The following is a 22,030-nucleotide window of genomic DNA, read 5'->3' on the forward strand; positions in this document are numbered from 1 at the left end:
CGGATATAGTTAAGAAACGCATCAAGTGAAGAAACAAATATAGTGAAAATGAAATTTTCAGAAACTATGTTGAGCATTTATGGACCATTTTCAAACAATAAATCCTGAGCAGGCCTACCAGCACTGGCTTGAAAAAACAGCCATTATGGTTGATATCCGTGACCCGCAGAGTTTCAATGCCGGACATGTCAGCGGCGCATTTCATCTGACCAATGAAACGCTCAATAACTTCCTGGAAGCAGCCGATTTTGAGCGCCCGGTCATGGTGATGTGCTATCACGGCCACAGTAGCCAGGGCGCGGCGCAATATCTCATTAATATGGGTTTTGAAACCGTTTACAGCGTTAATGGGGGATTTGAGGTCTGGAAAAAAGAGTATCCTCAAGCTGTTCATTCCCAATAAATCTTTGACGCACAGGCAAAGGAGCAAGGACTCCTTTGCGATTAACGTTAACTTAAGGCAGAGATAAGGCGAGCAATGATCAATGTAACTTCAATATCCAATCCTCGGCTGGCTCAAGCCTTTATTGATTACATGGCAACACAGGGTGTTCATTTAGTCATGCGCCCCACCGGTGAGCCATCAGTCGTTGAAATATGGCTGGAAGACGACAATCAATTAACGCAAGTTGAACAAGAGCTGCAACATTTTGTCCGTGATCCACTCAACGCCCGTTATCAGGCGGCCAGCTGGCAGACGGGTAAATCGGACTCACCTTTCAAATACCGTACCCATCTGGACTGGAATGCCCTGAAAACACAGTCCGGTCCCATGACGATTACTGTGCTGGCACTTTGCATCCTTGTTTACCTCGGGATGAATATCATCGGGGGCGAGCAAATCATGCTCTGGCTCGCATGGCCCAACAGCACACAATATCTGGAATTATGGCGCTGGGTCAGTTATGCCCTGATGCATTTTTCACTGACACACATCCTGTTTAATTTGGTTCTTTGGTGGTATCTCGGTAGTCAGGTAGAGCGGAACATCAATACAGGGAAACTTTTCGAGATCACAATTGTATCTGCATTTTTCAGTGGTTGGGCGCAATCATTGTACAGTGCATCGCATTTCGGGGGGCTTTCAGGTGTGATTTATGCCCTGCTTGGCTATGTTTGGTTGACCGGTGAAATATCACCCCATCGTGGTATCAGTGCTCCCAGAGGGCTTATCGTGATTACGGCTATTTTACTGTTCTTTTCATCGCCCAGCCACGGTAGCGCTGCCCATATTTCAGGCTTAATCATCGGGTTATTAATGGGGTTGTGGGATAATTTACGTAAACAAAAAAATCAATAATATTCCGAATACTCTTGGTCAACTATTAGGGGAATGTTGTGAAGCAAACTCAGCGGCATGATGCAATAATAGAGTTGGTGCGTCTTCAGGGTTATGTCAGTACGGAAGAGCTGGTTGAATATTTTGATGTCAGCCCGCAAACCATTCGGCGCGATTTAAACGATCTGGCAGATAAAAATAAGATCCAGCGTCATCACGGCGGGGCGGCATTGCCTTCCAGCTCCGTCAATACGGCCTATCATGACCGCAAGATTTTGTGGTCAGAAGAGAAAGCCCGTATCGCTCAGCAAGTTGCTACCCAAATCCCGAATGGTGCAACACTCTTCATTGATATTGGCACGACGCCGGAAGCGGTTGCACATGCGCTGCTCAATCACCGGGATTTAAGGATTGTAACCAACAATCTCAATGTCGCTACCCTGTTTATGGGAAAAGAAGACTTCCGCCTGATTCTGGCGGGAGGGGAAGTCCGTTCCCGCGATGGTGGCATCATTGGTGAAGCCACATTGGATTTCATTTCTCAATTTCGTCTTGATTTCGGCATTCTCGGGATCAGCGGTATTGATAATGATGGCTCCCTGCTTGAGTTTGATTACCACGAAGTCAGAACCAAACGCGCCATTATCGAAAATTCTCGTTGTGTCATGCTGGTTGCGGATCACTCGAAATTTGGTCGCAGTGCCATGGTAAACCTTGGCAACATGAATCTGATTGATTTTTTGTTCACAGACAAAGCCCCGCCCCCCAGTATCCAGAAAATCGTTGAGCAACACAGCGTCAAGTTAGAGCTGTGCTGATAAACGCTTACTGACTGATATTTTTCCCCACCTCATGTTCTGGTGGGGATACCGACAAATCCCCTTCCCAAATTTGTATCCCGCACATTCCTCATTAATCTTATCTATAAGATCAAGATCTGTTAGCTGTATCACGCGAATATGTTTTTTATAAGTTAGTGGTTGGCGATTGATGAAATTTTGATTACAATCGCCTGATCGAAAACGAGCATTAAAGAACTATTTCGAACATTTCAGAGGGTGTGCAATGGAAACCAAAGACTTGATAGTAATCGGCGGTGGAATTAACGGCGCAGGTATTGCGGCAGATGCGGCTGGACGGGGGCTTTCAGTCCTGCTGTTGGAAGGTCAAGACTTGGCCAGTGCGACGTCATCTGCCAGCTCCAAGCTGATCCACGGTGGCTTGCGTTATCTGGAGCATTATGAATTCCGTTTGGTCAGTGAAGCACTGGCAGAGCGTGAAGTGCTCCTGAAACTGGCGCCACACATTGCATTCCCTATGCGTTTTCGTTTACCGCACCAGCCCCATTTGCGCCCAGCCTGGATGATCCGCATAGGTCTTTTCCTGTATGACAATCTGGGCAAGCGCGTGAGTTTACCCGGCAGTAAGGGGCTGAAATTTGGTGCAAATTCAGTACTGAAACCCTCTATCACCCGTGGCTTTGAGTATTCTGACTGCTGGGTTGATGACGCTCGTCTGGTTGTCCTGAACGCGCAAGAAGTACAAAAGCGTGGCGGTGAAGTGCGGACCCGCACTAAAGTGACCCGCGCATGGCGTGAAAATGGTTATTGGATGGTTGAAGCCACCGATCTCATCACTGGCGAAGCGCGCACATGGCGTGCGAAGGGTTTAGTTAATGCAACCGGCCCGTGGGTGAAGAGCTTCTTTGATAATGGCCTGAAACTGAAGTCACCGTATGGCATTCGCCTGATCAAAGGCAGTCATATCGTTGTTCCTCGTGTCCATGATGAGCCGCAATCTTATATTCTGCAAAACGAAGATAACCGCATCGTGTTTGTCATTCCGTGGAACGATGATTTTTCTATCATCGGTACGACTGATGTTGAATATAAAGGCGATCCAAAAGACGTTAAAATTGATGAGACAGAAATCGATTATTTGCTGAAAGTCTATAATGCTCACTTCAAAAAACAGTTGATGCGTAATGATGTCGTCTGGACTTATTCAGGTGTTCGCCCATTGTGTGATGATGAATCCGATTCACCGCAGGCAATCACGCGTGACTACACGCTGGATATACAAGATGACCAAGGCCAGACACCATTGCTTTCAGTATTTGGCGGCAAGTTGACGACTTATCGTAAGCTGGCTGAACACGCGATGGAAAAATTGGTGAAGTATTATCCAAACGCCGGTGGTGCATGGACCAAAAATGGTCAGTTGCCGGGTGGTGAGCTGGAAGGCCATGACCGCGATGGTTACGCGCGCCTGCTCCGTCAGCGTCATAATTGGTTACCGGAAGGCGTTGCGCTTCGTTATGCCCGCACTTACGGCAGCAATAGCCAGATGATCCTGAAAGGTGCAGAAAGCCTGGCTAATCTTGGCGAATCCTTTGGACATGGCCTGTATGAAACGGAATTGCGTTATTTAGTTGAACAAGAGTGGGTAACACAGTTGGATGATGCTATCTGGCGTCGGACCAAACTGGGAATGTGGCTCACTGATGAACAAAAACAGCGTGTCGCTGATTGGTTAGTGCAGAATACCAAATCAGTTCAATAGCACACTGATCCAAGTAAAAATGGCGATAATTTTTTATCGCCATTTTAGTTTAATTGTCATTTTAGTATTTATGTTTCTTCCCGCCCACTGCTTTCCTTTCGATGTTCATAAATTTTCGGAATCAATCATTCTTATTTTTATTTGAATTCTCTTATTTTTCATTGGATTGCACTGGCTATTCAACATGAAGTTTTTCATGGTTGTGATAGTATTCTGAAAATTTTCCTTCCACTTTGGTGTGTAGTGACAATGATGAATTTTTATCTTTGGAAAAAGCGCATATTTTTGCCAATTGTTGGAAGTCAGATTTAATTATGTTACCCGGAGCCGGTCATATTCATACTGCCGCTGGCTATGGTGAATGGAAAGAAGGCGAGAAGCTCATCAACGAACGGTCAGATAACGGGCTGATCCCCAATCACAATTGATTTATTCATCATATAATCACAATTATAAATAATGTGAGGGAATATTTGTGTTAACCATTCGGAAAGCGAAAATACAAGATGCCAGATTATTATCTCAATTACTTGAAACAAGTTACCGTTTTTACTTTTCCGAACTATGGAATAATAAAGATGAGTTAAAAACTTATATTTCCGAAGAGAGTTCAATAGAGAATATCGTGGCTTCACTTGAAACACCGGATCACCATTGGTTTATTGCCGAATCCCATCAAGATATCAATGTTGCTGCAACGGGCCATGACATCATCCCCGGCAATATCATCGGTTTCAGTAAAATCGTTCTCAATCAATTGATTCCTGACAAAGATTTCACCGGTATTTATTTACATAAACTTTATCTGACGCCTCATTTGACCGGAAAAAAATATGGGGATCAGTTATTTGATCATATTGTTGCGTTTGGCCAGGAGAGGGGGCAAAAATGGCTTTGGCTGGAAGTACTGGAAAAAAATCCCAAGGCCATCAGATTCTATGCCAGAAAAGGCATGGAGTGGCAAAAAGATATTATTTTTTCCAGTGAAACCCAGCAAAGCACAATGCATATCATGGCGAAGAACTTATCCCTGATAAAAATGGAATGATTTTTTCTGCCAGTGCTTGCATAAATGTGGGCGGGAAACTGTGCCCCATTTTTTGTACTGGCACAAATTCAGCCCCGGTAATTCGTCTGGCGGTATCTTCTCCACAGGCAATCGGGATCAAAGGATCATCTTCACCGTGCACAACCAATGTTGGGCAGCCAATTTGTGCCAATAGCGCAGTGCGATGGGAATCCGCCATTATCGCCAGAGTCTGCCGCCTTGGGCTATCGGGGTGATATCCACCACGACGCAAAGCTATTCTGAGATGTCGGGTCAGTGCTTCCTTATCCAACGACTCAGCGGGGGAAACCACGGCTTGAACCATTCTAAGTTGATGAGCAATCAGCTCATCTTCATGGGGACCAGCAGGTTTCGACAATAATGCAGCCATGACTTCTGGCTTGGGATGAGGCAAGCGGGGAGCGCCGCTTGAACTCATGATGCTCACTAAACTTTTCGCCCGTTCAGGGTAAGTGGCGGCAAGCCTCTGGGCAATCATTCCCCCCATGGATGCACCAATAATATGGGCATGTGAAATACCCAATGCATCAAGTATCCCCAAGGCATCATCAGCCATATCCTGTAGGCTGTAAGGTGGGCGAACCGGCAATCCCAAACTGAAACGGAGTTTTTGCCAAAGAAAATTGCGTTGTTGGATATGATCAAAGCGCTGGCTTAGCCCCGCATCACGATTATCATAGCGGATAACGCGAAACCCGGCGGTAACTAACTGATTGATTATTTCATCCGGCCAATCAATGAGCTGCATCCCCAATCCCATAATAAGCAATATAACCGGATGTGATTTTTCACCGCTATCTTCAACTTCAATGGAAATATGATTGGCAGTCACTTTCATACGATCCCACCTTTTGGTATGTATTCAATATGTTCAAATCATGATCGAAGAGAGATACCTATCGTTTTTTGAGTTGCGTGATGCAATTCGAAACTCATTGGGTATAAATCAATAAATACAAAATAATTAAATTTTATTATTGAATATAATGATAGAAAAAACCAATTATTAATATTTTTAAGCAAAAAAGTTGCAATAAAAATATTTCATTGACTCATGTATTCTGTAACATAGTAAATTGGCTTAGTTGAAATTACTTATTAAATAATAAAATGCAGAACATAAATAGGGATGAAAACTTGCAATGATAAGTCAGACATTCATTAAAAAAGAGGGAATTGCACAAGCGTTCTTGGCTCGTTATCTTCTTTCGGAGCAATGTGGCAATCGATTGAAAACCATAGAATTATTGGCCAAAGAATGTGAGTTATCTGTAGGTTTGATGCAAGCTGCATTGAAATCGCTGGAACAGGCACAAGCGATTGGAATTAAGCGTCGTGGCCGCAATGGCAGCTACCTTTCCCAGATAAACCACAAATTGCTGCTGGAATATGCCAATATCGGCAATGTGGTTTGTGCAATGCCACTTCCTTACACTCGTACCTATGAAGGGCTGGCAAGTGGGTTAAAAGCACTGTGTGCCGGCGTTCCTTTCTATTTTGCGCACATGCGGGGATCGGATATCCGCATTGAGTGTTTGCTGAATGGTATTTATGATTTGGCTGTCACGTCAAGGCTTGCCGCTGAGCAGCATCCAGAGCACAAAGATTTATATATTGCGCTGTCACTCGGAACCCGAAGCTATACCGACAGGCATCGGTTGATTTTCCGCCAGGGGGAAAAAGAAACGATTCGCCGTGTCGGATTGGACAGTGCCTCAGCAGATCAAAAAATAATGACAAGTCAGTACTTTGCCGGGAAAGAGATTGAACTGGTCGAGATCTCCTACCATGAGTGTCTGAATCAGATCATAAAAGGTCATATTGATGCGACTATCTGGAACGTCGGACAAGGCCATGAACTACTCGCACAAGGTCTGACGACCGAATTGCCTGAGGATAGCGAGTGCTTTACTAAAGCGTCCGAAGCCGTTATTCTCACCCGAAAAGACAATATTCCCATCCAGCAATTCCTGCGGACTATCGTTGACAGAGATGCATTGCTGGCGCATCAGAAAAATGTCATAGCAGGTATCGCCGAACCGGCTTATTGAATCCGGAAAAACCCAATAACCCATTGATTAACTCCGGTGTATAACAAAATCGATGTTGGAACAACGATTAGCTATTTTATTACAGGGTGGTGTTATCGATCAGGATATTTACAAGGATATGCTGAGTGTTGTGCATGATCTGGAAGATATCTGGCTGATACCTGTCCATCACCCGCAAGGAGAAATGGCGCTTACTCATATGGCGGTTGCTCTCATGCGTTCACGACGGGGTGAAGAAATTGCTCCACTGGATGGAGAAATACTGGCAAGCATTGAGCAATGTGAACACTATGAGCAATTAACCACGATCCTTCGAGCCTTACTTAAAAAATTCACCGTTATATTGCACCCCAATGAAGAAGGCTACCTGTTAGTAAATTTATATGGTTTAATGTTTTCATTAGAAAATCATTCGTTTTCGGATACTCCATAAATATTCAAAAAAATGAAGATTTTTTTTGTTCAGAAAACGTTTCTATTTTTTTATACAGCCTTGCTGCTTTGCAGACATGAAGGGAGGCCTATGTTTATTGATGCATTGAAAAAGCAAAACCCTAAATTGATTGAAGTTGCAAAAACGCTTTGGCAACAAGGTACAATATTGCCAGATACTTACGTCATTGATGTTGATCAGGTTTTAGAGAATGGCCGGCGCTTATTGCAGACTGCAAAACAATATGGCATTGAACTCTATTTGATGACCAAACAGATTGGCCGTAATCCATGGCTTATCAAAAAACTGATTGAAATCGGCTATCGCGGTGTTGTTGCTGTTGATTTTAAGGAAGCCTATACCCTGAGCCAGCATGGTATACCGCTCTGCCACATCGGGCACTTGGTACAAATGCCTGCCCACCTGATAGAAACCATGCTCAGGCATAATCCGGATATCGTCACGGTATTTTCTCTTGAGAAAGCACAAGCCATTTCAGATGCAGCGGAAAAACTGGGGCGCGTTCAGCCCATCATGTTGAAAGTGTATGATAAGCGCGATACGGTTTTTGTTGGTCAGGAAGCGGGGATCCCTTTTAGTGAACTCGATGATACAGTGAGCGCGCTAAAGCATATGCCGGGAGTGAAACTCAGTGGGCTGACCCATTTCCCTTGCTTATCGTGGGATTCCCGATATCAGACGACTTTGCCTACGACGAATTTACTCACCCTCATTCGGGCTCGCAACCGACTCAAGCAACTCGGTATCATACTTTCACAAATTAATGCCCCCTCAGCCTCAAGCTGTAGCACCATTCCGTTGCTCACCAAATATGGGGCTACCCATCTTGAACCCGGGCATGCCCTCACTGGTACGATCCCTGCCAATATTAGCGGGCAAGAACCAGAACATATCGCAATGGTCTATCTGACAGAGGTGTCGCACCATCACGACGGCAATAGTTACTGCTACGGTGGCGGTTACTATAAACGTAATTACATGAAACATGCGCTGGTCTTCCCTGAGAGCGCCCTTTCACCCAAAAAAGTGCGGATACTTCGCTTAGGCGATCCTTATATTGACTACCATATCCCATTGTCGGGCAAACACTCTATCGGTAGCCCCGTTGTCATGTGTTTCCGTACTCAGATTTTCGTGACCCGCAGTGACGTTGCCTTTGTTTCTGGTGCTCGCTCTGGCTCACCGAAACTTGAAGGCATTTACGACAGTCAGGGAAACTGGAAAAACGGCGGTTACTTCTTGCGATCATCAACTATTGACAATCACTAACTGAAGGTATTGCATATAATATTATTACATTATTAAACAATAATAATATTATTCCGTTATAGTGGAATTTCCCGCATATTGCTGTGCAACTATTTTATGGAATACTAAAAAAGATTGAGAATATTACCCAATATTCCGCTTTGTATTCCCTTTCAGCGTTGATAGCGTCGAAGGCACATGCGACTGCGGGATATTAAAGATATCAAGTTGAGCATCGGGGGATACACTGCAATCATCATCAATAAACCAGACGAGTCATCATCTGGTCGCAAAGTTAAATAATCGCAGCATTGACGCATCTGGCTATACCTACGTGCACGAACACCTGCACATCGACCTCTCTGCAACGAAAGGCACCCTTGATTATCGGTTGGATCAATATGATCTGATCGCAGATGAGCTTCGCCATCTCTATTCCCTCGGCGTCAGAAACATTGTGGAGGTGACCAATCGCTATATGGGACGCAATGCAGCTTTTTTGTTAGATTTAATGCATGATACCGATATCAACATCATTGCCTCAACAGGTTACTATAAGCAATCCTTCTTTCCGGCCCATTTGAGTGGGTTGAGTGTACAAGAAATTGCGGATGAGATGATTACTGAAATTGAAACCGGCATTGATGGTACAGAACTAAAAGCGGGAGTGATTGCTGAAATCGGCTCCAGTTTTGGGGAAATCACGGAAGATGAACACAAAGTATTTACCGCCGCTGCTTTGGCACATCAAATGACCGGCTGCCCTATTTCTACCCATACCACGTTGAGCACAATGGGACGTGAGCAATTGGCGCTATTGACGAAATTGGGTGTACCTCCCGGGCATATCGCTATCGGTCATTGTGACTTGCAGGATAACCTCGATAACATCATTGCGCTTCTGGAGGATGGGGCGTGGGTTCAATTTGATACGATAGGCAAAAACAACTATTACCCGGATGGCGGGCGCATTGCCATGTTGCAGGAAGTTGCCCGGCGTGGATTGCTTGGCCGGGTGATGCTTTCTCAGGATATTACTCGTCGATCTCATCTGAAAAAAAATGGGGGAAATGGATTTGGTTACTTATTGACCACATTCATCCCCATGTTACTGGAAGCGGGCTTTTCCCAAATGCAGGTAGATCAACTGCTACGGGATAACCCCGCACTTTTTTTCCGGAACGCACCATATTTTTCCAAATAAAAATTAATTCATTAAAAACAATAATATATTAGATACCAGAAGAGGTATGACAACATGAAGTTTGTTGTTGGTGGACACATAGAAAAAGAAGCGATAGCGGAAGGACTCCGTCAATTGACAAGGAGTAGAATCACTTCTGTTACCATCATGAGTGATATTGAAGCTGCGATGGCAATAAAGAATGGTGAGGCTGATTACTACTTTGGTGCCTGCAATACGGGTGGCGGTGGAGCGCTGGCCATTGCAATTGCTCTTATCGGCTTGGACAAGTGTGTCACGCTCAGTATGCCAGGTAAGATTTTGTCCGAAGACGAGATTGTGGCCCATGTGAAATCAGGCAAAAAAGCCTTTGGTTTCACTGGGCAGGATATTGATATCATCCTTCCCATCATCATCAATACCATCTTCCCATAGTAAGCCGCTTGTCATGCAATATCTTCATGATTTCCTGATAAGGTTGATGGAAGTGGCTCCTTTTCGGGCCAGTTTACTGGCCGCGATTGGTGCAATTACTGCGATGATGGCAAACCGTGGCATTGCCGTTTTCCATGATGGCCTGCGCTCGCTGGTCCCGGAATACCTTGAAGGCAGAATGAGCCGTAAAGAGCTTGTGGCAACCAGCCTTGCACTGAATACCAGTTTGATTGTGGGTTTCGGCATTCCTTTTTCTCTTACTGCGCCCATTGTGCTGGTGCATAGCCTGCTGCTCGGCACGGATATCATCGGCATCTGGTGTTCCAGTAACCGAAGGGGGCTGATCGCTTCAGGCATTATCGGGGGGCTGTATGCCATTGCTTTATTGGCAGGGCTAAGTTCGATGGTAGAATTATTTACCATGTTGCCGGTAAATTTCACCAATGAACTCAAAAAAGTCAGTGATCCCATTGTCGCTTGCTTTGCCCTGTTCCCCGGCATCGTTGTTGGCTATCAATATGGCTATCGCAAGGGGCTGCTGGTGATGCTTGCGGCCCTGATGGGCTATGTGGCAACCCACGCCATCAGTCCATTGAGTTTTGGGCATATCCTCGAAAACCCCATCAGTATCGATCCTAACGGTATCGCCCTTCTGTTATCAATGATAGCCATGTTTTACTTTGCGATACGGGGTTCCACCGCCGAGTCAAAGGATCAAATCAGAACCAATGAAACATTGGTTGCCATGTTTTCACCCCGGATAGAGCGCATCCAGAAAAACAAATGGTTACTGCTTTTGTGTGGCGGGCTGACGGCCAGTGCAGCGACCATCTCTTTGAGCCTCCTGGCGGAAGGCCCTGTTTCCCAACCCCTGATGGCGCAGGGAGAACAAACCAGCGCTTTATTGGCCACGCTGGCCCGTGCCATCAGTTTTGTTCCCTTGGTGGGTACAACGGCAATTGCGACAGGCATTTATAGCCCTAATGGCATGAAATTTGTGTTTGTCGTGGGGCTGGCGATCAATAACCCGTGGATTGCCTTTATCGCGGGAGGACTCACGATGTTCATCGAAATCCAATTGTTGGGGAAAATTGCAATCTGGCTGGACAAGTATCCGGGTGTACAAGCCTGTAGCGGGCATATCCGTACCGCGATCACCAAAATGCTTGAAATGACCCTGTTGGTTGGTGCGATGGTTGCTTCCAATGCTATTTTACCGGGAACGGGATTTATGATCGTGGCGGGCATTTATTTGCTCAACCGGACCTCGAAACGACCTTTAGTGGAAATGGCTATTGGTCCGATCGCAACAATTGTGGTGGGTATTCTTGCAAACCTGCTCTTTTTGCTGGGAATCAGATAAGAAAATGGAAACCTATCCGTTACAAAGTATGACGATGGCGCAGGCACAACAGCAACAATTCAGGCTGGTGGATATTATCTGTCGTCATTTTCCGGGAGCTGATTTTCTTTCTCAGGGTGATCTGGGCTTAGTCCCTGAATTTAACCAACCACGGATGACCCGACGCATTGAAGCGGTCATTGCTGAATTTTTTAGCGCTGAAGCGGCTGCTTTTGTCAATGGTGCAGGAACGGGGGCACTGCGTGCAGGGCTGGCTGCTTTAGTCAGCCCTAACACGACATTACTGGTGCACAGTGCACCGATTTATCCCACCACGAAATTCTCGGTTGAACAAATGGGCCTGCATGTCGTCCGTGCAGATTTCAATCACACGGAACAGATTGCAGCGGCTATTCTGCAATACCAACCAACAGCCTGCCTGATTCAGCATACTCGTCAACGGATCTCTGATCGTTATTCTCTGCAAGAGGTGATTGAAACCTTAAACCAGCATCGTATTCCTTCATTGGTGGATGATAACTATGCCGCCATGAAAGTGGCACAGATTGGCTGTGAATATGGCTCAACGCTTTCCGCGTTTTCTTGCTTTAAATTATTGGGGCCGCAAGGTGTGGGCGTGGTTGTTGGCAGGCAATCAGCCGTGGATACTTTGCGCCACAATATGTATTCCGGAGGGTGTCAGATACAAGGTTATCAGGCAATGGAAGCTTTGCGTGGCATGGTTTTTGCGCCAGTGATGCACGCCGTGCAAGCTGAAGTTAACAACGAATTGGTGATGCGCTTAAATCAGGGGGAATTGCCACAGGTAAAAAAAGCCTTTCTTGCCAATGCGCAATCAAAGGTCTTATTGGTGGAATTTCATGAACCCATTGCAGACAGCGTGCTTGCTGTCTCCCATACACTCGGGGCATTGCCTTATCCGGTCGGGGCTGAATCAAAGTTTGAGATCCCCCCTCTGTTTTACCGTATTTCGGGGACATTCCGCCAAGCAGATCCTTCACTGGAACAACGCATGATCCGCATCAATCCCAATCGTAGCGGTGCAGATACGGTCATGCGAATTTTACGGGAAAGTTGTCAGCCCTAATATTTCAATTATAATCAATGCCCATTGTAGGCTTTATTTGTATGTTGAAATTATTTTATTAAAGTAAAAATAACGCCTGATTATAATTTAATTGAAAAACCAGAAGAACCATTACATTGTGTTACTGCATCATATAAGGTATTTCATCTGTTTTTATTATCTACCCGAAATTTTAGAGCGATGATACCAAAACAGAAAATATTATCAGGCGCTAGTAACTGAATTGAGTCTGCGTATTTCTATCAATATACTGATATTTCAATAAATATTGATAATTACAAAGTAACACAAAAGATAGGTTTCTTGCTGAATATTCAAACTTATTGAATGTCTATTTTTAACACCTAATTTTTCTTTGGTCAACAGACAAAATTTTTAATTAATAACATTTTCATCATATTTTTAGTTATGACTTTATCCGTTATGATAACACTCCTCATTTACCTGATGTGTCGTAACCCCAAAAGATTGCTGGGCATCCAGAGTATACCTCTTGTCATAAGCTGTTCTGCTTAATCTATTCCTATTCATTGAGAGTGAAATGGCATTTAATGCTAAAGAGTCGGAATTCTATTTTCCGCATCCATCATTTATATCAATATCATAAAATGAGATAGGTTTGCAGGAAAACAAAAAATCTATACAGATTATTTCAGATAACAAAAATCCTCAGAAATAAATAACCTGACTTTCTTTAATCCCATGTTTATTTACTATCATGAATTTCAATTATATTAATTTGCATCAGGCTACTCACGTTAAATATCAGCGGGTTTTCCTCAATGACTTATAAATAATAGATATTGCGGCTCATTATTTTCCATGATGTTATATAAACCGCATCGAACGACATTAAGTTATTTTTATCATATTCCAATCATACATATTTAGAGGTCATTATGGATAACACGGCGTTAAAACTTCAAGATGGCTGGTGGAAATGCGGCTCTACAGGAATAATCCATCAATGGGGAGTAATAGATAGAGTCTCTGATGAAACTCGTGTTTATTTTCCAATGTTATTTTCTCATGCTTGTTTTAATGTGCAATTGACTTTATCCAGAATTAGTGGAGGAAGTGACGATAACATCGTTGCCAAGAGTTTATCAACGTCAGGATTTACATATTATGCTCATGGTGGGGAGGCCGCCGCTTATTGGTTTGCGACAGGTTATTAATATAAAAATTTATTCTAAAATTGAAAAAAAGCCAGAATACTTTTTGGCCTAATAAAAAAGGGGATTTAATTCAGCCCCTGACACTGTTATCCAGTGATTTAAATAAGTATTTAATGGCGTCCTCATTTAAGCTTAGAAAACAGCCTGAGGTACGCCATGCATTCTGTTACTGATAGATAACCTCAGGCTATTTTACCCCTTGATTTAGCCCATCCTTGTTCCACTTATGCTAACAGTCTTTACGCTGATGCCGAAAAATCCCCTTTTTGACGTTCCACTAATGTGAGAATACTGTAAAGCGCCACAGGTTGTTGTTCCTGATTCAGAACCTGTACATCCCACATCACGACACCATGCGGTTTATCTTCTACCGTTTTCTGGGCTTTCTTTATCTTCTTCTTGCAAGTCAGGCGAACTTGGATTGTATCGCCAATTTTGACCGGCTCAATGAAACGCAGGTTTTCCATGCCGTAGTTGGCAAGAACAGGACCGACTGCGCCATCAACGAACAAGCCTGCCGCCGCCGACACAACAAAATAACCGTGCGCGACACGTTCCCCAAACAGGGATTCTGCTGCACCAATCTTATCCATGTGGGCATAAAAATGATCCCCGCTCAGGCAGGCAAAATTCACGATATCGGCTTCGGTAACGGTGCGACGGGCAGTCAGCAAGCTTTCACCAATTTCAACTTGTTCGAAATATTTACGGAACGGATGGACGGGATCTTCTTTGACTTTCGCACCACGAACCCATTCACGGCCAATCGCAGTCAGCATGCTTGGGCTGCCTTGGATCGCAGTACGTTGCATGTAGTGTTTTACGGCGCGTAATCCCCCCAATTCTTCTCCGCCTCCCGCACGTCCCGGGCCGCCATGTACCAGTATGGGCAGTGGAGAGCCATGCCCCGTGGATTCCGCGGCAGCCGTCTCATCCAACACGAGCATGCGGCCATGAGCACATGCTGTTGCGCGAATCACCTGACTTGCCACATGTTCATCCGCTGTCACCAATGAACCTACCAAGCTCCCTTGCCCCATCATGGCCAATGTGATGGCTTGTTCCGTATCCTGATATGCCATTAAGGTTGCAACCGGCCCAAAGGCTTCCGTACTGTGTACCTGCTGATTTTCCACTGGGTCAGCGCAATAGAGCAAAGTGGGTGGGTAGAATGCCCCTGCACTGTTGCTGTTGCCGGCCAGCACCAGTTTATCCAGTGAACCCCCGCACAATAGTTCACAACCGCTGTTTAGCAATTCATTGACCTTCGACTGGACCTCATCACGCTGTTCCAGATTAATCAATGCGCCCATGCGTACTTCCGGCAACGTGGGATCACCGACGGCCACACCAGATAACCGTTTGAGCAATGCTTCTCTGACCAGCTCCATCTGAGCGGCAGGGACAATAATCCGCCGGATAGCCGTACATTTTTGCCCTGCCTTGACTGTCATTTCGCGAACAACTTCCTTGATGAATACACCAAACTCCGGCATTTCAGGGGTAACATCCTCACCTAAAATGCAACAGTTGAGCGAATCTGCTTCCATGGTAAAAGGAATGGATTTTTCTATCAGGCGGGGATGGGCACGCAATTTCTGTCCCGTTTGAGCTGACCCTGTAAAAGTGACGGCATCCTGATAATCAAGATGATCGAACAAGTCGCCAATGCTTCCGCAGATCAACTGCAATGCCCCTTCCGGCACCAGACCGCTGTCGATGATCATTTTCACCATCGCTTGTGTTAATTGGGCAGAGGCCGTTGCAGGTTTAATAATTGCCGGCATACCTGCCATCCACGTTGGGGCTAATTTTTCCAGCATCCCCCAGCAGGGGAAATTAAAGGCGTTAATGTGCAAAGCAACGCCGGGACGGGAAGTCAGTACATGGCGGGCCACAAACTGGGATTGCTTAGACAGCGGGATCATCTCATCTTCCGGCCACAGGGTATCATCCGGCAACTCACGCCCTGCCAATCCGGCATAAGAAAAGAGTGTCGCCACCCCGCCTTCAATATCCACCCAACTATCTGAACGGGTCGCCCCCGTCTCGGTAGAAATGGCATACAGCGCTTCTTTGTTGGCAAGCAGGTGTTTTGCAACGGCTTTCATCATCTGTGCTCGTTGCTGGAAAGTCATTGCGGCCAGTGCTTTTCCCCCTTTGTTGCGGGCATAATCTAAACTGTCTGCCAATGGTAAACCTTCTGAAGTGACCTGATACAAGGCCTCACCGCTGATCGCATGATGAATGGTTCTGGTGTTGCCTTGACCATGAACCCAAGCGCCACAAATGTAACTTTTTAACTGTTGCATTTTTTCTCCATCAATCTCATTAGTGAATCAATAATTGATTAATATTATGCCATTTATGTATCACAAATATGATTAACAAAACCACCCTCACGGTTAACAAAATAAAAACATTCACGCTCAACTTATAATCAGGCTGATTTCCATCATTTCACTCAAAAAAATCAACCAATTGTTTTTAAACGAATAAAAAATAACATTGTGATGTGGACGACAAATATACAACTTAACCATTTGATATTTTTGTTACTGATTTGTAGATTTATGGTGACTTAAAGTGATTCGTTTTTATATTTTTTTATAAAAAAAAGAATCATAAAAGGAGCTTTGAAATGAATGCAGATCAACTTCAGGCACAGTTTGATGCCAGAATTGCAGCAGATTTGTCCATTGAAGCAAAAGACTGGATGCCAGAAGCCTATCGCCAGAATTTGATACGTCAGATAGGTCAACACGCACACTCGGAAGTGGTTGGCATGTTGCCTGAAGCCAATTGGATCACCCGGGCGCCGACACTACGCCGCAAAGCGGTTTTGCTCGCCAAAGTACAGGATGAAGCAGGGCATGGGCTTTATCTTTATAGTGCCGCTGAAACATTGGGTTGTTCCCGTCAGGACATCTACCAGAACTTATTGGATGGCAAGATGAAATACTCTTCCATATTTAATTACCCCACGCTCAGCTGGGCTGATGTCGGTGTCATCGGCTGGCTGGTGGATGGTGCAGCGATTGTGAATCAGGTTGCTTTATGCCGTGCTTCCTATGGCCCCTATGCCCGTGCAATGGTGAAAATTTGCAAAGAAGAGAGCTTCCATCAACGGCAAGGCTATGAAGCGGTCATGGCGCTGGCCAATGGCAATGAAGCCCAGCGCGCCATGTTACAGGATGCGATTAACCGTTTCTGGTGGCCGACATTGATGATGTTTGGGCCCAATGACAGCAATTCCCCCAATAGCGCCCAGAGCATGGCGTGGAAGATCAAGCGATTCAGCAATGATGAACTCCGGCAGAAATTCATCGACAACACAGTTCCACAGTTGGAAGCACTGGGCATGACCGCTCCCGATCCGGAATTGGTTTGGGATGAGGCAGCGGGGCATTACCGTTTTGGTGAGATCAATTGGAATGAATTCTATCAGGTATTGAAAGGACAAGGCGTGTGCAACCACGAGCGTCTGGAGGCCAAACGCCGGGCTTGGGAGAGCGGAAGCTGGGTGCGTGAAGCGGCATCGGAGCATGCCAGGAAAATAGCCGCCAAAAATCGTGCCGCGTGATCTGCCGCTGGCCTGAACAGTCCTGAATAGAATCAGAGCAGGGAGAGTAAACTATGAACGAAACCGATTGGCCATTGTATGAAGTCTTTATCCGCAGTAAACAAGGATTGGTTCACCGTCATGTCGGCAGCCTCCATGCGGCAGATGATCAAATGGCCTTGGAAAATGCGCGTGATGCTTACACCCGTCGCAATGAAGGCTGCTCTATCTGGATAGTAAAATCCATTCATGTGGTTGCTTCCCAGCCGGAAGATCGCGACGCTTTTTTTGACCCTTCGGAAGACAAAATTTACCGTCATCCGACGTTCTACACCATTCCTGACGGCATCAAGAATATGTAGGAGACGTGAATATGGATATAGGCAGCCTTTCATCCCCTCAGCATGACCTGTTTCACTATGCATTACGTCAGGGGGATACACCGCTCATTCTGGCACAGCGTCTTTGCGAATGGTGCGGGTATGCTCCAGAGCTGGAGATTGACCTCGCTCTGTCCAATATTGGCCTCGATTTACTGGGGCAAGCGCGCCATTTTCTCAGTTATGCAGCGACGCTTTCAGAAACAGAGCAGGATGAAGATCGACTGGCATTCGGGCGTGGTGAACGTGAATACCTCAACCTGCTGCTGGCAGAACAACCTAACGGAGGGTTCAATGACACGCTGGTACGCCAGTTTTTCATTGATGCTTACCACTTTTTGCTGCATCAGGCGCTGGGACAAAGCCGCAATGCCCAATTGTCGGCCATCAGTAATAAGTCCTTGAAAGAAGTTACATATCACCTGCGATTCAGCCGGGGCTGGATGATCCGCCTGGGGGATGGCACGGAACAAAGCCACCAGAAAATCCAGCGATCGATCAACCAATTGTGGCGCTTTACGGGGGAGTTGTTCTTCTGCGACGAAATAGAACAGCGGCTGGCGGAAGAGGGCATTGCCGTCGATCCCCGGACTTTGCATGGACCGTGGCAGGAGATCATTCGTGAAACATTTGCGGAAGCGACATTGGAAATACCGGCGGAGCTGCCTTACCGGCAAGGTGGAAAACAAGGGCTGCATACAGAATATCTGGGATACATGCTAACAGAGATGCAATGCCTGCAACGCAGTTATCCCGGCTGCCAGTGGTAACGGAAACTGGCGGGCCTTCAAAACGGACAGCAACGGGAGGAAATGATGGGACAACAATGCGATACCTTCTTTCGTGCGGGCATGCAGCCGCCGGAAATCCATCAAATCTGGCAATGCCTGCATCAGATTGCCGATCCGGAATTACCTGCGCTTTCCATTACCGATCTTGGCATGATAAGAGCTGTCTCCCCCCTGAACGAAGGTTGGCTGGTGACATTCACACCAACCTATTCCGGCTGCCCTGCAACGGAATACTTGCTCAATGCGATTCAGGAAACATTGGCACAAGCGGGCTTTGCTCCGGTATTCATTGAGGTCAGTCTGACCCCGGCATGGACAACTGACTGGATGAATGCGCAAGCCAAACAACGCCTGCGCGAGTCTGGCATTGCACCGCCTCAGGGATTGGCTTGTGAAAAACCTGCGGATATCCCTTCCATTATCTGCCCGCGCTGCGGTAGCCATGAAACAGAAAAGATCAGCGAATTCGGCTCCACGGCCTGCAAAGCCCTTTATCGTTGCCGGCAGTGTCTGGAACCCTTTGATTATTTTAAATGTATTTAATGAGGGAGCAGAAATGGATACGTTACATCGCATGCAATCACAGAATTCTCAATTACAGAATTCACAGTCACTGAATTTGCCGCCACAACGGATGATAGCCGATAATTCCCAACCGCAGGATTCTGAACAACATGCTTCTCAAAAAAAAGGCCCTCACCGATATGGTTTTCATTGGCTGAAAATTGCGGCGATTGAACGAGAAACACCCGATGCGGTGGCCGTAACATTGCACGTCCCTGACGAGCTAAAAGACGATTTCTGCTACCACCCCGGCCAGCATCTGACCCTCAAAGCCCGGGTGAATGGTGAAGAGCTGCGCCGCTGTTATTCCATTTGCAGCTCACCGTCGGATAACGTATTGCAAATTGGAGTCAAGGCCATTGATCAGGGCCGTTTTTCGACTTTTATCAACCAACAGTTGAAAGTCGGGGATGAACTGGAAGTCATGCTGCCACAAGGTCACTTCGGCCATCACCCTGATGCGGCGCAACAAGGGCATTATCTGGCGATCGCGGCCGGTTCGGGGATCACCCCCATTCTTTCCATTGTCAAAAGCACGCTGGCACTGGAAGCTGACAGTACCTTCACGTTGATTTATGGCAATCGCACCAGCCGTTCGGTCATGTTCAAGGAAGCGCTGGCCGACCTGAAAAATCGTTATCTGAGCCGTTTTCAGGTGCTGTACCTGTTCAGTCAGGAACCTACTGACAGCCCGTTATTCAATGGGCGCATTGATGATGAACACCTGCACCGCATCGGGAAAACCCTGCTTCATTTTGCCCAATTCGATGAAGCGTTTCTCTGCGGGCCAGAAACCATGCTGGACGAGGCTCACTCAGCACTGGTGCGATCAGGTATCCCCGCTCAGCACATCCACAGTGAGCGTTTTAATACCGGTCTGGCCCAAAAAGCGGCGATGCGCTTGCGGTCAGGCGATCTCGCTGAGCGCAGCGAAACCCGTGTTGAAATTCATCTGGATGGACGAACCTTCAACATCACCATGAATGCCGAAGATGACAGCATACTCGATGCCGCATTGCGGCAGGGGGCGGATTTGCCCTACGCCTGTAAAGGCGGCGTCTGTGCAACCTGCAAATGTCAGCTTAAATCCGGTGAAGTGGACATGAGAATTAATTATAGCCTCGAGCCTGACCAACTGGCTGCCGGTTACATCTTAAGCTGTCAGTCATGGCCGAAAGGGAATGATGTGGTCGTGGACTTTGATGTCTAGGGCTTTTCACGAATAAAAACCATCAATGAGGAACTGCCATGAATCAGGAATGGGTTTTATGCCACCAGCAGCAAAGAGTGCGCACCCTGACCCTCAATCGTCCGGAAGTGCGCAATGCCCTGAGCAATGATTGCCTTGAACAGCTCGTTTGGCAACTGGAGCAAGCAGACTCAGATGATGGAACCGGGGCCATTGTGATTACCGGCTCGTCCCGCTGTTTCGCGGCAGGCGCTGATTTGAAAGAGCTGCAACAGCAAACCGTCGCCAGGGCCATGACCGATCGCCGCCCCCAACTCTGGCAACGCCTGAATAATATCAACAAACCGCTGATCGCTGCCGTGAATGGCTATGCATTGGGTGCGGGTTGTGAATTGGCCTTGGCTTGTGATTTGGTGATTTGTGGCGAAACCGCCCGTTTCGGTTTGCCGGAAGTCACACTGGGTCTGATACCGGGAGCAGGGGGGACACAGCGACTCATACGTTCCGTCGGAAAATCACTGGCCTGCCAAATGGTACTGACCGGCGAAGCCATTGATGCCCAACGGGCACAACAAGCCGGTCTGGTCAGCGAAGTTTGCACTGATGCCCTGACAGTAGAACGTGCGGAGCAAATTGCACAACGCATCAGTGAATTTTCACTATTGGCTTTACGGGCAGCCAAAGCAGCACTCAAGACTGCACAAGAAACTGCTCTGTCACAAGGATTACTCGCCGAACGCCAACAATTTGTCGCGCTGGCGGGAACCGTTGATCGTCAGGAAGGCATCGCTGCTTTTCTGGAAAAACGTAAACCAAACTTTAAAGGGTCCTGATAGATGAAAAATACATCAATGGTACTCACGGATATTAAAGCGGGTGTTCTCAGCATCACACTCAACCGTCCGGAGAGCCTGAACAGTTTCAATGAGGGATTGCACCAACAGTTAAGCAAGGCAATGGATATTGCAGAACAAGATGAATCAGTACGTTGCGTTTTACTCACCGGAGCAGGTCGTGGCTTCTGCTCAGGACAAGATTTAACAGATCGGAATGCCATTATTTCGGATGGAAATATTCCTGATCTCGGCCAGTCCGTTGAGCGTTATTACAACCCATTGATCCGGCGTATGACGTCGTTGCCCAAACCCATTATTTGTGCCGTCAATGGTGTTGCTGCGGGAGCGGGGGTTTCGCTTGCCCTGGCCTGTGACATTGTGATCGCTGCCCGTACGGCCAGCTTTATTCAGGCCTTCTGCCGCATCGGTCTGGTGCCGGATTCTGGCGGCAGTTGGTTCCTGCCTCATAAAATCGGTCATGCCCGCGCCATGGGAATGGCTTTATTGGGTGATAAAATCAGCGCAGAACAGGCGCTGGCATGGGGCATGATCTGGCAGGTTGTTGAGCCTGAAGAGCTGGAAGAAAAAACACATGGATTGGCTCAACGTTTAGCCATGCAACCTACCGTGGCGTTGGGTGGGATTAAGCAGGCGACTTACGCCGCTGCTGCCAATACTCTGGAGCAACAACTCGATCTTGAACGCGATTTACAACGTATTTGCGGGCACAGTGATGATTTCCGGGAAGGGATCAGTGCGTTCATTGAAAAACGTCAGCCTGTATTCAAGGGGAAATAAT

The 22,030-nt window shown here is 46.5% G+C and carries 22 protein-coding genes and 1 pseudogene; 21 read left to right on the forward strand and 2 right to left on the reverse strand.

Annotated elements, in window-relative coordinates:
- The first annotated feature begins 79 nt into the window (after positions 1-79).
- The 6 genes and pseudogenes from glpE (at position 80) to Xsze_RS05100 (ending at position 4,889) form a co-directional block, all read left to right on the forward strand.
- Positions 80-403, forward strand: coding sequence for a thiosulfate sulfurtransferase GlpE (glpE, locus tag Xsze_RS05075; protein ID WP_038240944.1), 324 nt, complete (start codon positions 80-82; stop codon positions 401-403).
- Positions 404-478: 75 nt separating this feature from the next.
- Positions 479-1,300, forward strand: a complete 822-nt coding sequence (gene glpG / locus Xsze_RS05080) for a rhomboid family intramembrane serine protease GlpG (RefSeq protein WP_038240946.1) — start codon at positions 479-481, stop codon at positions 1,298-1,300.
- A gap of 38 nt (positions 1,301-1,338) precedes the next feature.
- On the forward strand, positions 1,339-2,097 hold the full coding sequence (locus tag Xsze_RS05085) for a DeoR/GlpR family transcriptional regulator (protein ID WP_038240947.1): 759 nt from the start codon (positions 1,339-1,341) through the stop codon (positions 2,095-2,097).
- A gap of 247 nt (positions 2,098-2,344) precedes the next feature.
- Positions 2,345-3,841 (forward strand): glycerol-3-phosphate dehydrogenase, encoded by a 1,497-nt coding sequence (gene glpD, locus Xsze_RS05090; protein ID WP_038240948.1) that lies wholly within the window; start codon positions 2,345-2,347, stop codon positions 3,839-3,841.
- Positions 3,842-4,071: 230 nt separating this feature from the next.
- Positions 4,072-4,269: pseudogene (locus Xsze_RS05095) on the forward strand (alpha/beta hydrolase); the annotation flags it as partial.
- 47 nt (positions 4,270-4,316) lie between these two features.
- Complete coding sequence (locus Xsze_RS05100; RefSeq protein WP_038240950.1) at positions 4,317-4,889, forward strand: GNAT family N-acetyltransferase; 573 nt, start codon at positions 4,317-4,319, stop codon at positions 4,887-4,889.
- On the opposite strand, the gene Xsze_RS05105 is transcribed toward Xsze_RS05100, so the two are convergent.
- Positions 4,852-5,748, reverse strand: a complete 897-nt coding sequence (locus tag Xsze_RS05105; protein ID WP_038240951.1) for an alpha/beta fold hydrolase — start codon at positions 5,746-5,748, stop codon at positions 4,852-4,854. The genes Xsze_RS05100 and Xsze_RS05105 overlap by 38 nt on opposite strands.
- Before the next feature lie 307 nt (positions 5,749-6,055).
- On the opposite strand from Xsze_RS05105, the gene yhfZ reads away from it, so the two are divergent.
- From yhfZ to Xsze_RS05145, 8 genes are all read left to right on the forward strand, one after another.
- Positions 6,056-6,961: a GntR family transcriptional regulator YhfZ gene (gene yhfZ, locus Xsze_RS05110; RefSeq protein WP_244431857.1), complete on the forward strand. Its 906-nt coding sequence runs from the start codon at positions 6,056-6,058 to the stop codon at positions 6,959-6,961.
- A 52-nt stretch (positions 6,962-7,013) separates the two neighbouring features.
- Positions 7,014-7,394 carry a hypothetical protein gene (locus Xsze_RS05115; RefSeq protein ID WP_038240953.1) on the forward strand — a complete coding sequence of 127 codons (381 nt, stop codon included), beginning with the start codon at positions 7,014-7,016 and terminating at the stop codon, positions 7,392-7,394.
- Positions 7,395-7,484: 90 nt separating this feature from the next.
- Positions 7,485-8,684, forward strand: coding sequence for a YhfX family PLP-dependent enzyme (locus tag Xsze_RS05120; protein WP_038240954.1), 1,200 nt, complete (start codon positions 7,485-7,487; stop codon positions 8,682-8,684).
- A 313-nt stretch (positions 8,685-8,997) separates the two neighbouring features.
- Positions 8,998-9,867 carry a phosphotriesterase family protein gene (locus tag Xsze_RS05125; protein WP_244431854.1) on the forward strand — a complete coding sequence of 290 codons (870 nt, stop codon included), beginning with the start codon at positions 8,998-9,000 and terminating at the stop codon, positions 9,865-9,867.
- A 54-nt stretch (positions 9,868-9,921) separates the two neighbouring features.
- Entirely contained in the window at positions 9,922-10,281 is a 360-nt protein-coding gene (locus Xsze_RS05130; protein WP_038240957.1) for a DUF2620 domain-containing protein, read from the forward strand.
- 13 nt (positions 10,282-10,294) lie between these two features.
- The gene (locus tag Xsze_RS05135; RefSeq protein ID WP_038240959.1) at positions 10,295-11,644 is read left to right on the forward strand and encodes a YhfT family protein; all 1,350 of its coding nucleotides are present in this window, start codon (positions 10,295-10,297) and stop codon (positions 11,642-11,644) included.
- Positions 11,645-11,648: 4 nt separating this feature from the next.
- Complete coding sequence (locus tag Xsze_RS05140; RefSeq protein WP_038240960.1) at positions 11,649-12,731, forward strand: aminotransferase class V-fold PLP-dependent enzyme; 1,083 nt, start codon at positions 11,649-11,651, stop codon at positions 12,729-12,731.
- A gap of 899 nt (positions 12,732-13,630) precedes the next feature.
- Positions 13,631-13,909 (forward strand): gp53-like domain-containing protein, encoded by a 279-nt coding sequence (locus Xsze_RS05145; RefSeq protein ID WP_038240962.1) that lies wholly within the window; start codon positions 13,631-13,633, stop codon positions 13,907-13,909.
- Between the two features lie 239 nt (positions 13,910-14,148).
- On the opposite strand, the gene paaZ is transcribed toward Xsze_RS05145, so the two are convergent.
- Complete coding sequence (gene paaZ / locus Xsze_RS05150; RefSeq protein WP_038240964.1) at positions 14,149-16,221, reverse strand: phenylacetic acid degradation bifunctional protein PaaZ; 2,073 nt, start codon at positions 16,219-16,221, stop codon at positions 14,149-14,151.
- Between the two features lie 329 nt (positions 16,222-16,550).
- On the opposite strand from paaZ, the gene paaA reads away from it, so the two are divergent.
- The 7 genes from paaA to paaG are packed head-to-tail and all read left to right on the forward strand — an operon-like array spanning position 16,551 to position 22,029.
- Positions 16,551-17,492, forward strand: coding sequence for a 1,2-phenylacetyl-CoA epoxidase subunit PaaA (paaA, locus tag Xsze_RS05155; protein ID WP_038240966.1), 942 nt, complete (start codon positions 16,551-16,553; stop codon positions 17,490-17,492).
- 53 nt (positions 17,493-17,545) lie between these two features.
- Entirely contained in the window at positions 17,546-17,833 is a 288-nt protein-coding gene (gene paaB / locus Xsze_RS05160; RefSeq protein ID WP_038240968.1) for a 1,2-phenylacetyl-CoA epoxidase subunit PaaB, read from the forward strand.
- 11 nt (positions 17,834-17,844) lie between these two features.
- Complete coding sequence (gene paaC / locus Xsze_RS05165; RefSeq protein ID WP_038240970.1) at positions 17,845-18,621, forward strand: 1,2-phenylacetyl-CoA epoxidase subunit PaaC; 777 nt, start codon at positions 17,845-17,847, stop codon at positions 18,619-18,621.
- Between the two features lie 45 nt (positions 18,622-18,666).
- Positions 18,667-19,185, forward strand: coding sequence for a 1,2-phenylacetyl-CoA epoxidase subunit PaaD (paaD, locus tag Xsze_RS05170; protein ID WP_038240974.1), 519 nt, complete (start codon positions 18,667-18,669; stop codon positions 19,183-19,185).
- A gap of 13 nt (positions 19,186-19,198) precedes the next feature.
- Positions 19,199-20,416: a 1,2-phenylacetyl-CoA epoxidase subunit PaaE gene (paaE, locus tag Xsze_RS05175; protein ID WP_244431855.1), complete on the forward strand. Its 1,218-nt coding sequence runs from the start codon at positions 19,199-19,201 to the stop codon at positions 20,414-20,416.
- A 38-nt stretch (positions 20,417-20,454) separates the two neighbouring features.
- On the forward strand, positions 20,455-21,228 hold the full coding sequence (paaF, locus tag Xsze_RS05180; protein WP_038240975.1) for a 2,3-dehydroadipyl-CoA hydratase PaaF: 774 nt from the start codon (positions 20,455-20,457) through the stop codon (positions 21,226-21,228).
- 3 nt (positions 21,229-21,231) lie between these two features.
- Positions 21,232-22,029 carry a 2-(1,2-epoxy-1,2-dihydrophenyl)acetyl-CoA isomerase PaaG gene (gene paaG / locus Xsze_RS05185; protein WP_038240978.1) on the forward strand — a complete coding sequence of 266 codons (798 nt, stop codon included), beginning with the start codon at positions 21,232-21,234 and terminating at the stop codon, positions 22,027-22,029.
- Position 22,030 lies beyond the last annotated feature (1 nt).

The sequence above is a fragment of the Xenorhabdus szentirmaii DSM 16338 genome (assembly GCF_002632585.1).
Taxonomy (GTDB): domain Bacteria; phylum Pseudomonadota; class Gammaproteobacteria; order Enterobacterales; family Enterobacteriaceae; genus Xenorhabdus; species Xenorhabdus szentirmaii.

Bases quoted from the DNA above. Each gene is read 5' to 3' on its own strand.
- glpE (WP_038240944.1), top strand. From the start codon at position 80: ATGGACCATTTTCAAACAATAAATCCTGAGCAGGCCTACCAGCACTGG.
- glpG (WP_038240946.1), top strand. From the start codon at position 479: ATGATCAATGTAACTTCAATATCCAATCCTCGGCTGGCTCAAGCCTTT.
- glpD (WP_038240948.1), top strand. From the start codon at position 2,345: ATGGAAACCAAAGACTTGATAGTAATCGGCGGTGGAATTAACGGCGCA.
- Xsze_RS05105 (WP_038240951.1), bottom strand. From the start codon at position 5,748: ATGAAAGTGACTGCCAATCATATTTCCATTGAAGTTGAAGATAGCGGT.
- Xsze_RS05115 (WP_038240953.1), top strand. From the start codon at position 7,014: ATGTTGGAACAACGATTAGCTATTTTATTACAGGGTGGTGTTATCGAT.
- Xsze_RS05120 (WP_038240954.1), top strand. From the start codon at position 7,485: ATGTTTATTGATGCATTGAAAAAGCAAAACCCTAAATTGATTGAAGTT.
- Xsze_RS05130 (WP_038240957.1), top strand. From the start codon at position 9,922: ATGAAGTTTGTTGTTGGTGGACACATAGAAAAAGAAGCGATAGCGGAA.
- Xsze_RS05135 (WP_038240959.1), top strand. From the start codon at position 10,295: ATGCAATATCTTCATGATTTCCTGATAAGGTTGATGGAAGTGGCTCCT.
- Xsze_RS05140 (WP_038240960.1), top strand. From the start codon at position 11,649: ATGGAAACCTATCCGTTACAAAGTATGACGATGGCGCAGGCACAACAG.
- Xsze_RS05145 (WP_038240962.1), top strand. From the start codon at position 13,631: ATGGATAACACGGCGTTAAAACTTCAAGATGGCTGGTGGAAATGCGGC.
- paaZ (WP_038240964.1), bottom strand. From the start codon at position 16,221: ATGCAACAGTTAAAAAGTTACATTTGTGGCGCTTGGGTTCATGGTCAA.
- paaA (WP_038240966.1), top strand. From the start codon at position 16,551: ATGAATGCAGATCAACTTCAGGCACAGTTTGATGCCAGAATTGCAGCA.
- paaB (WP_038240968.1), top strand. From the start codon at position 17,546: ATGAACGAAACCGATTGGCCATTGTATGAAGTCTTTATCCGCAGTAAA.
- paaC (WP_038240970.1), top strand. From the start codon at position 17,845: ATGGATATAGGCAGCCTTTCATCCCCTCAGCATGACCTGTTTCACTAT.
- paaD (WP_038240974.1), top strand. From the start codon at position 18,667: ATGGGACAACAATGCGATACCTTCTTTCGTGCGGGCATGCAGCCGCCG.
- paaE (WP_244431855.1), top strand. From the start codon at position 19,199: ATGGATACGTTACATCGCATGCAATCACAGAATTCTCAATTACAGAAT.
- paaF (WP_038240975.1), top strand. From the start codon at position 20,455: ATGAATCAGGAATGGGTTTTATGCCACCAGCAGCAAAGAGTGCGCACC.
- paaG (WP_038240978.1), top strand. From the start codon at position 21,232: ATGAAAAATACATCAATGGTACTCACGGATATTAAAGCGGGTGTTCTC.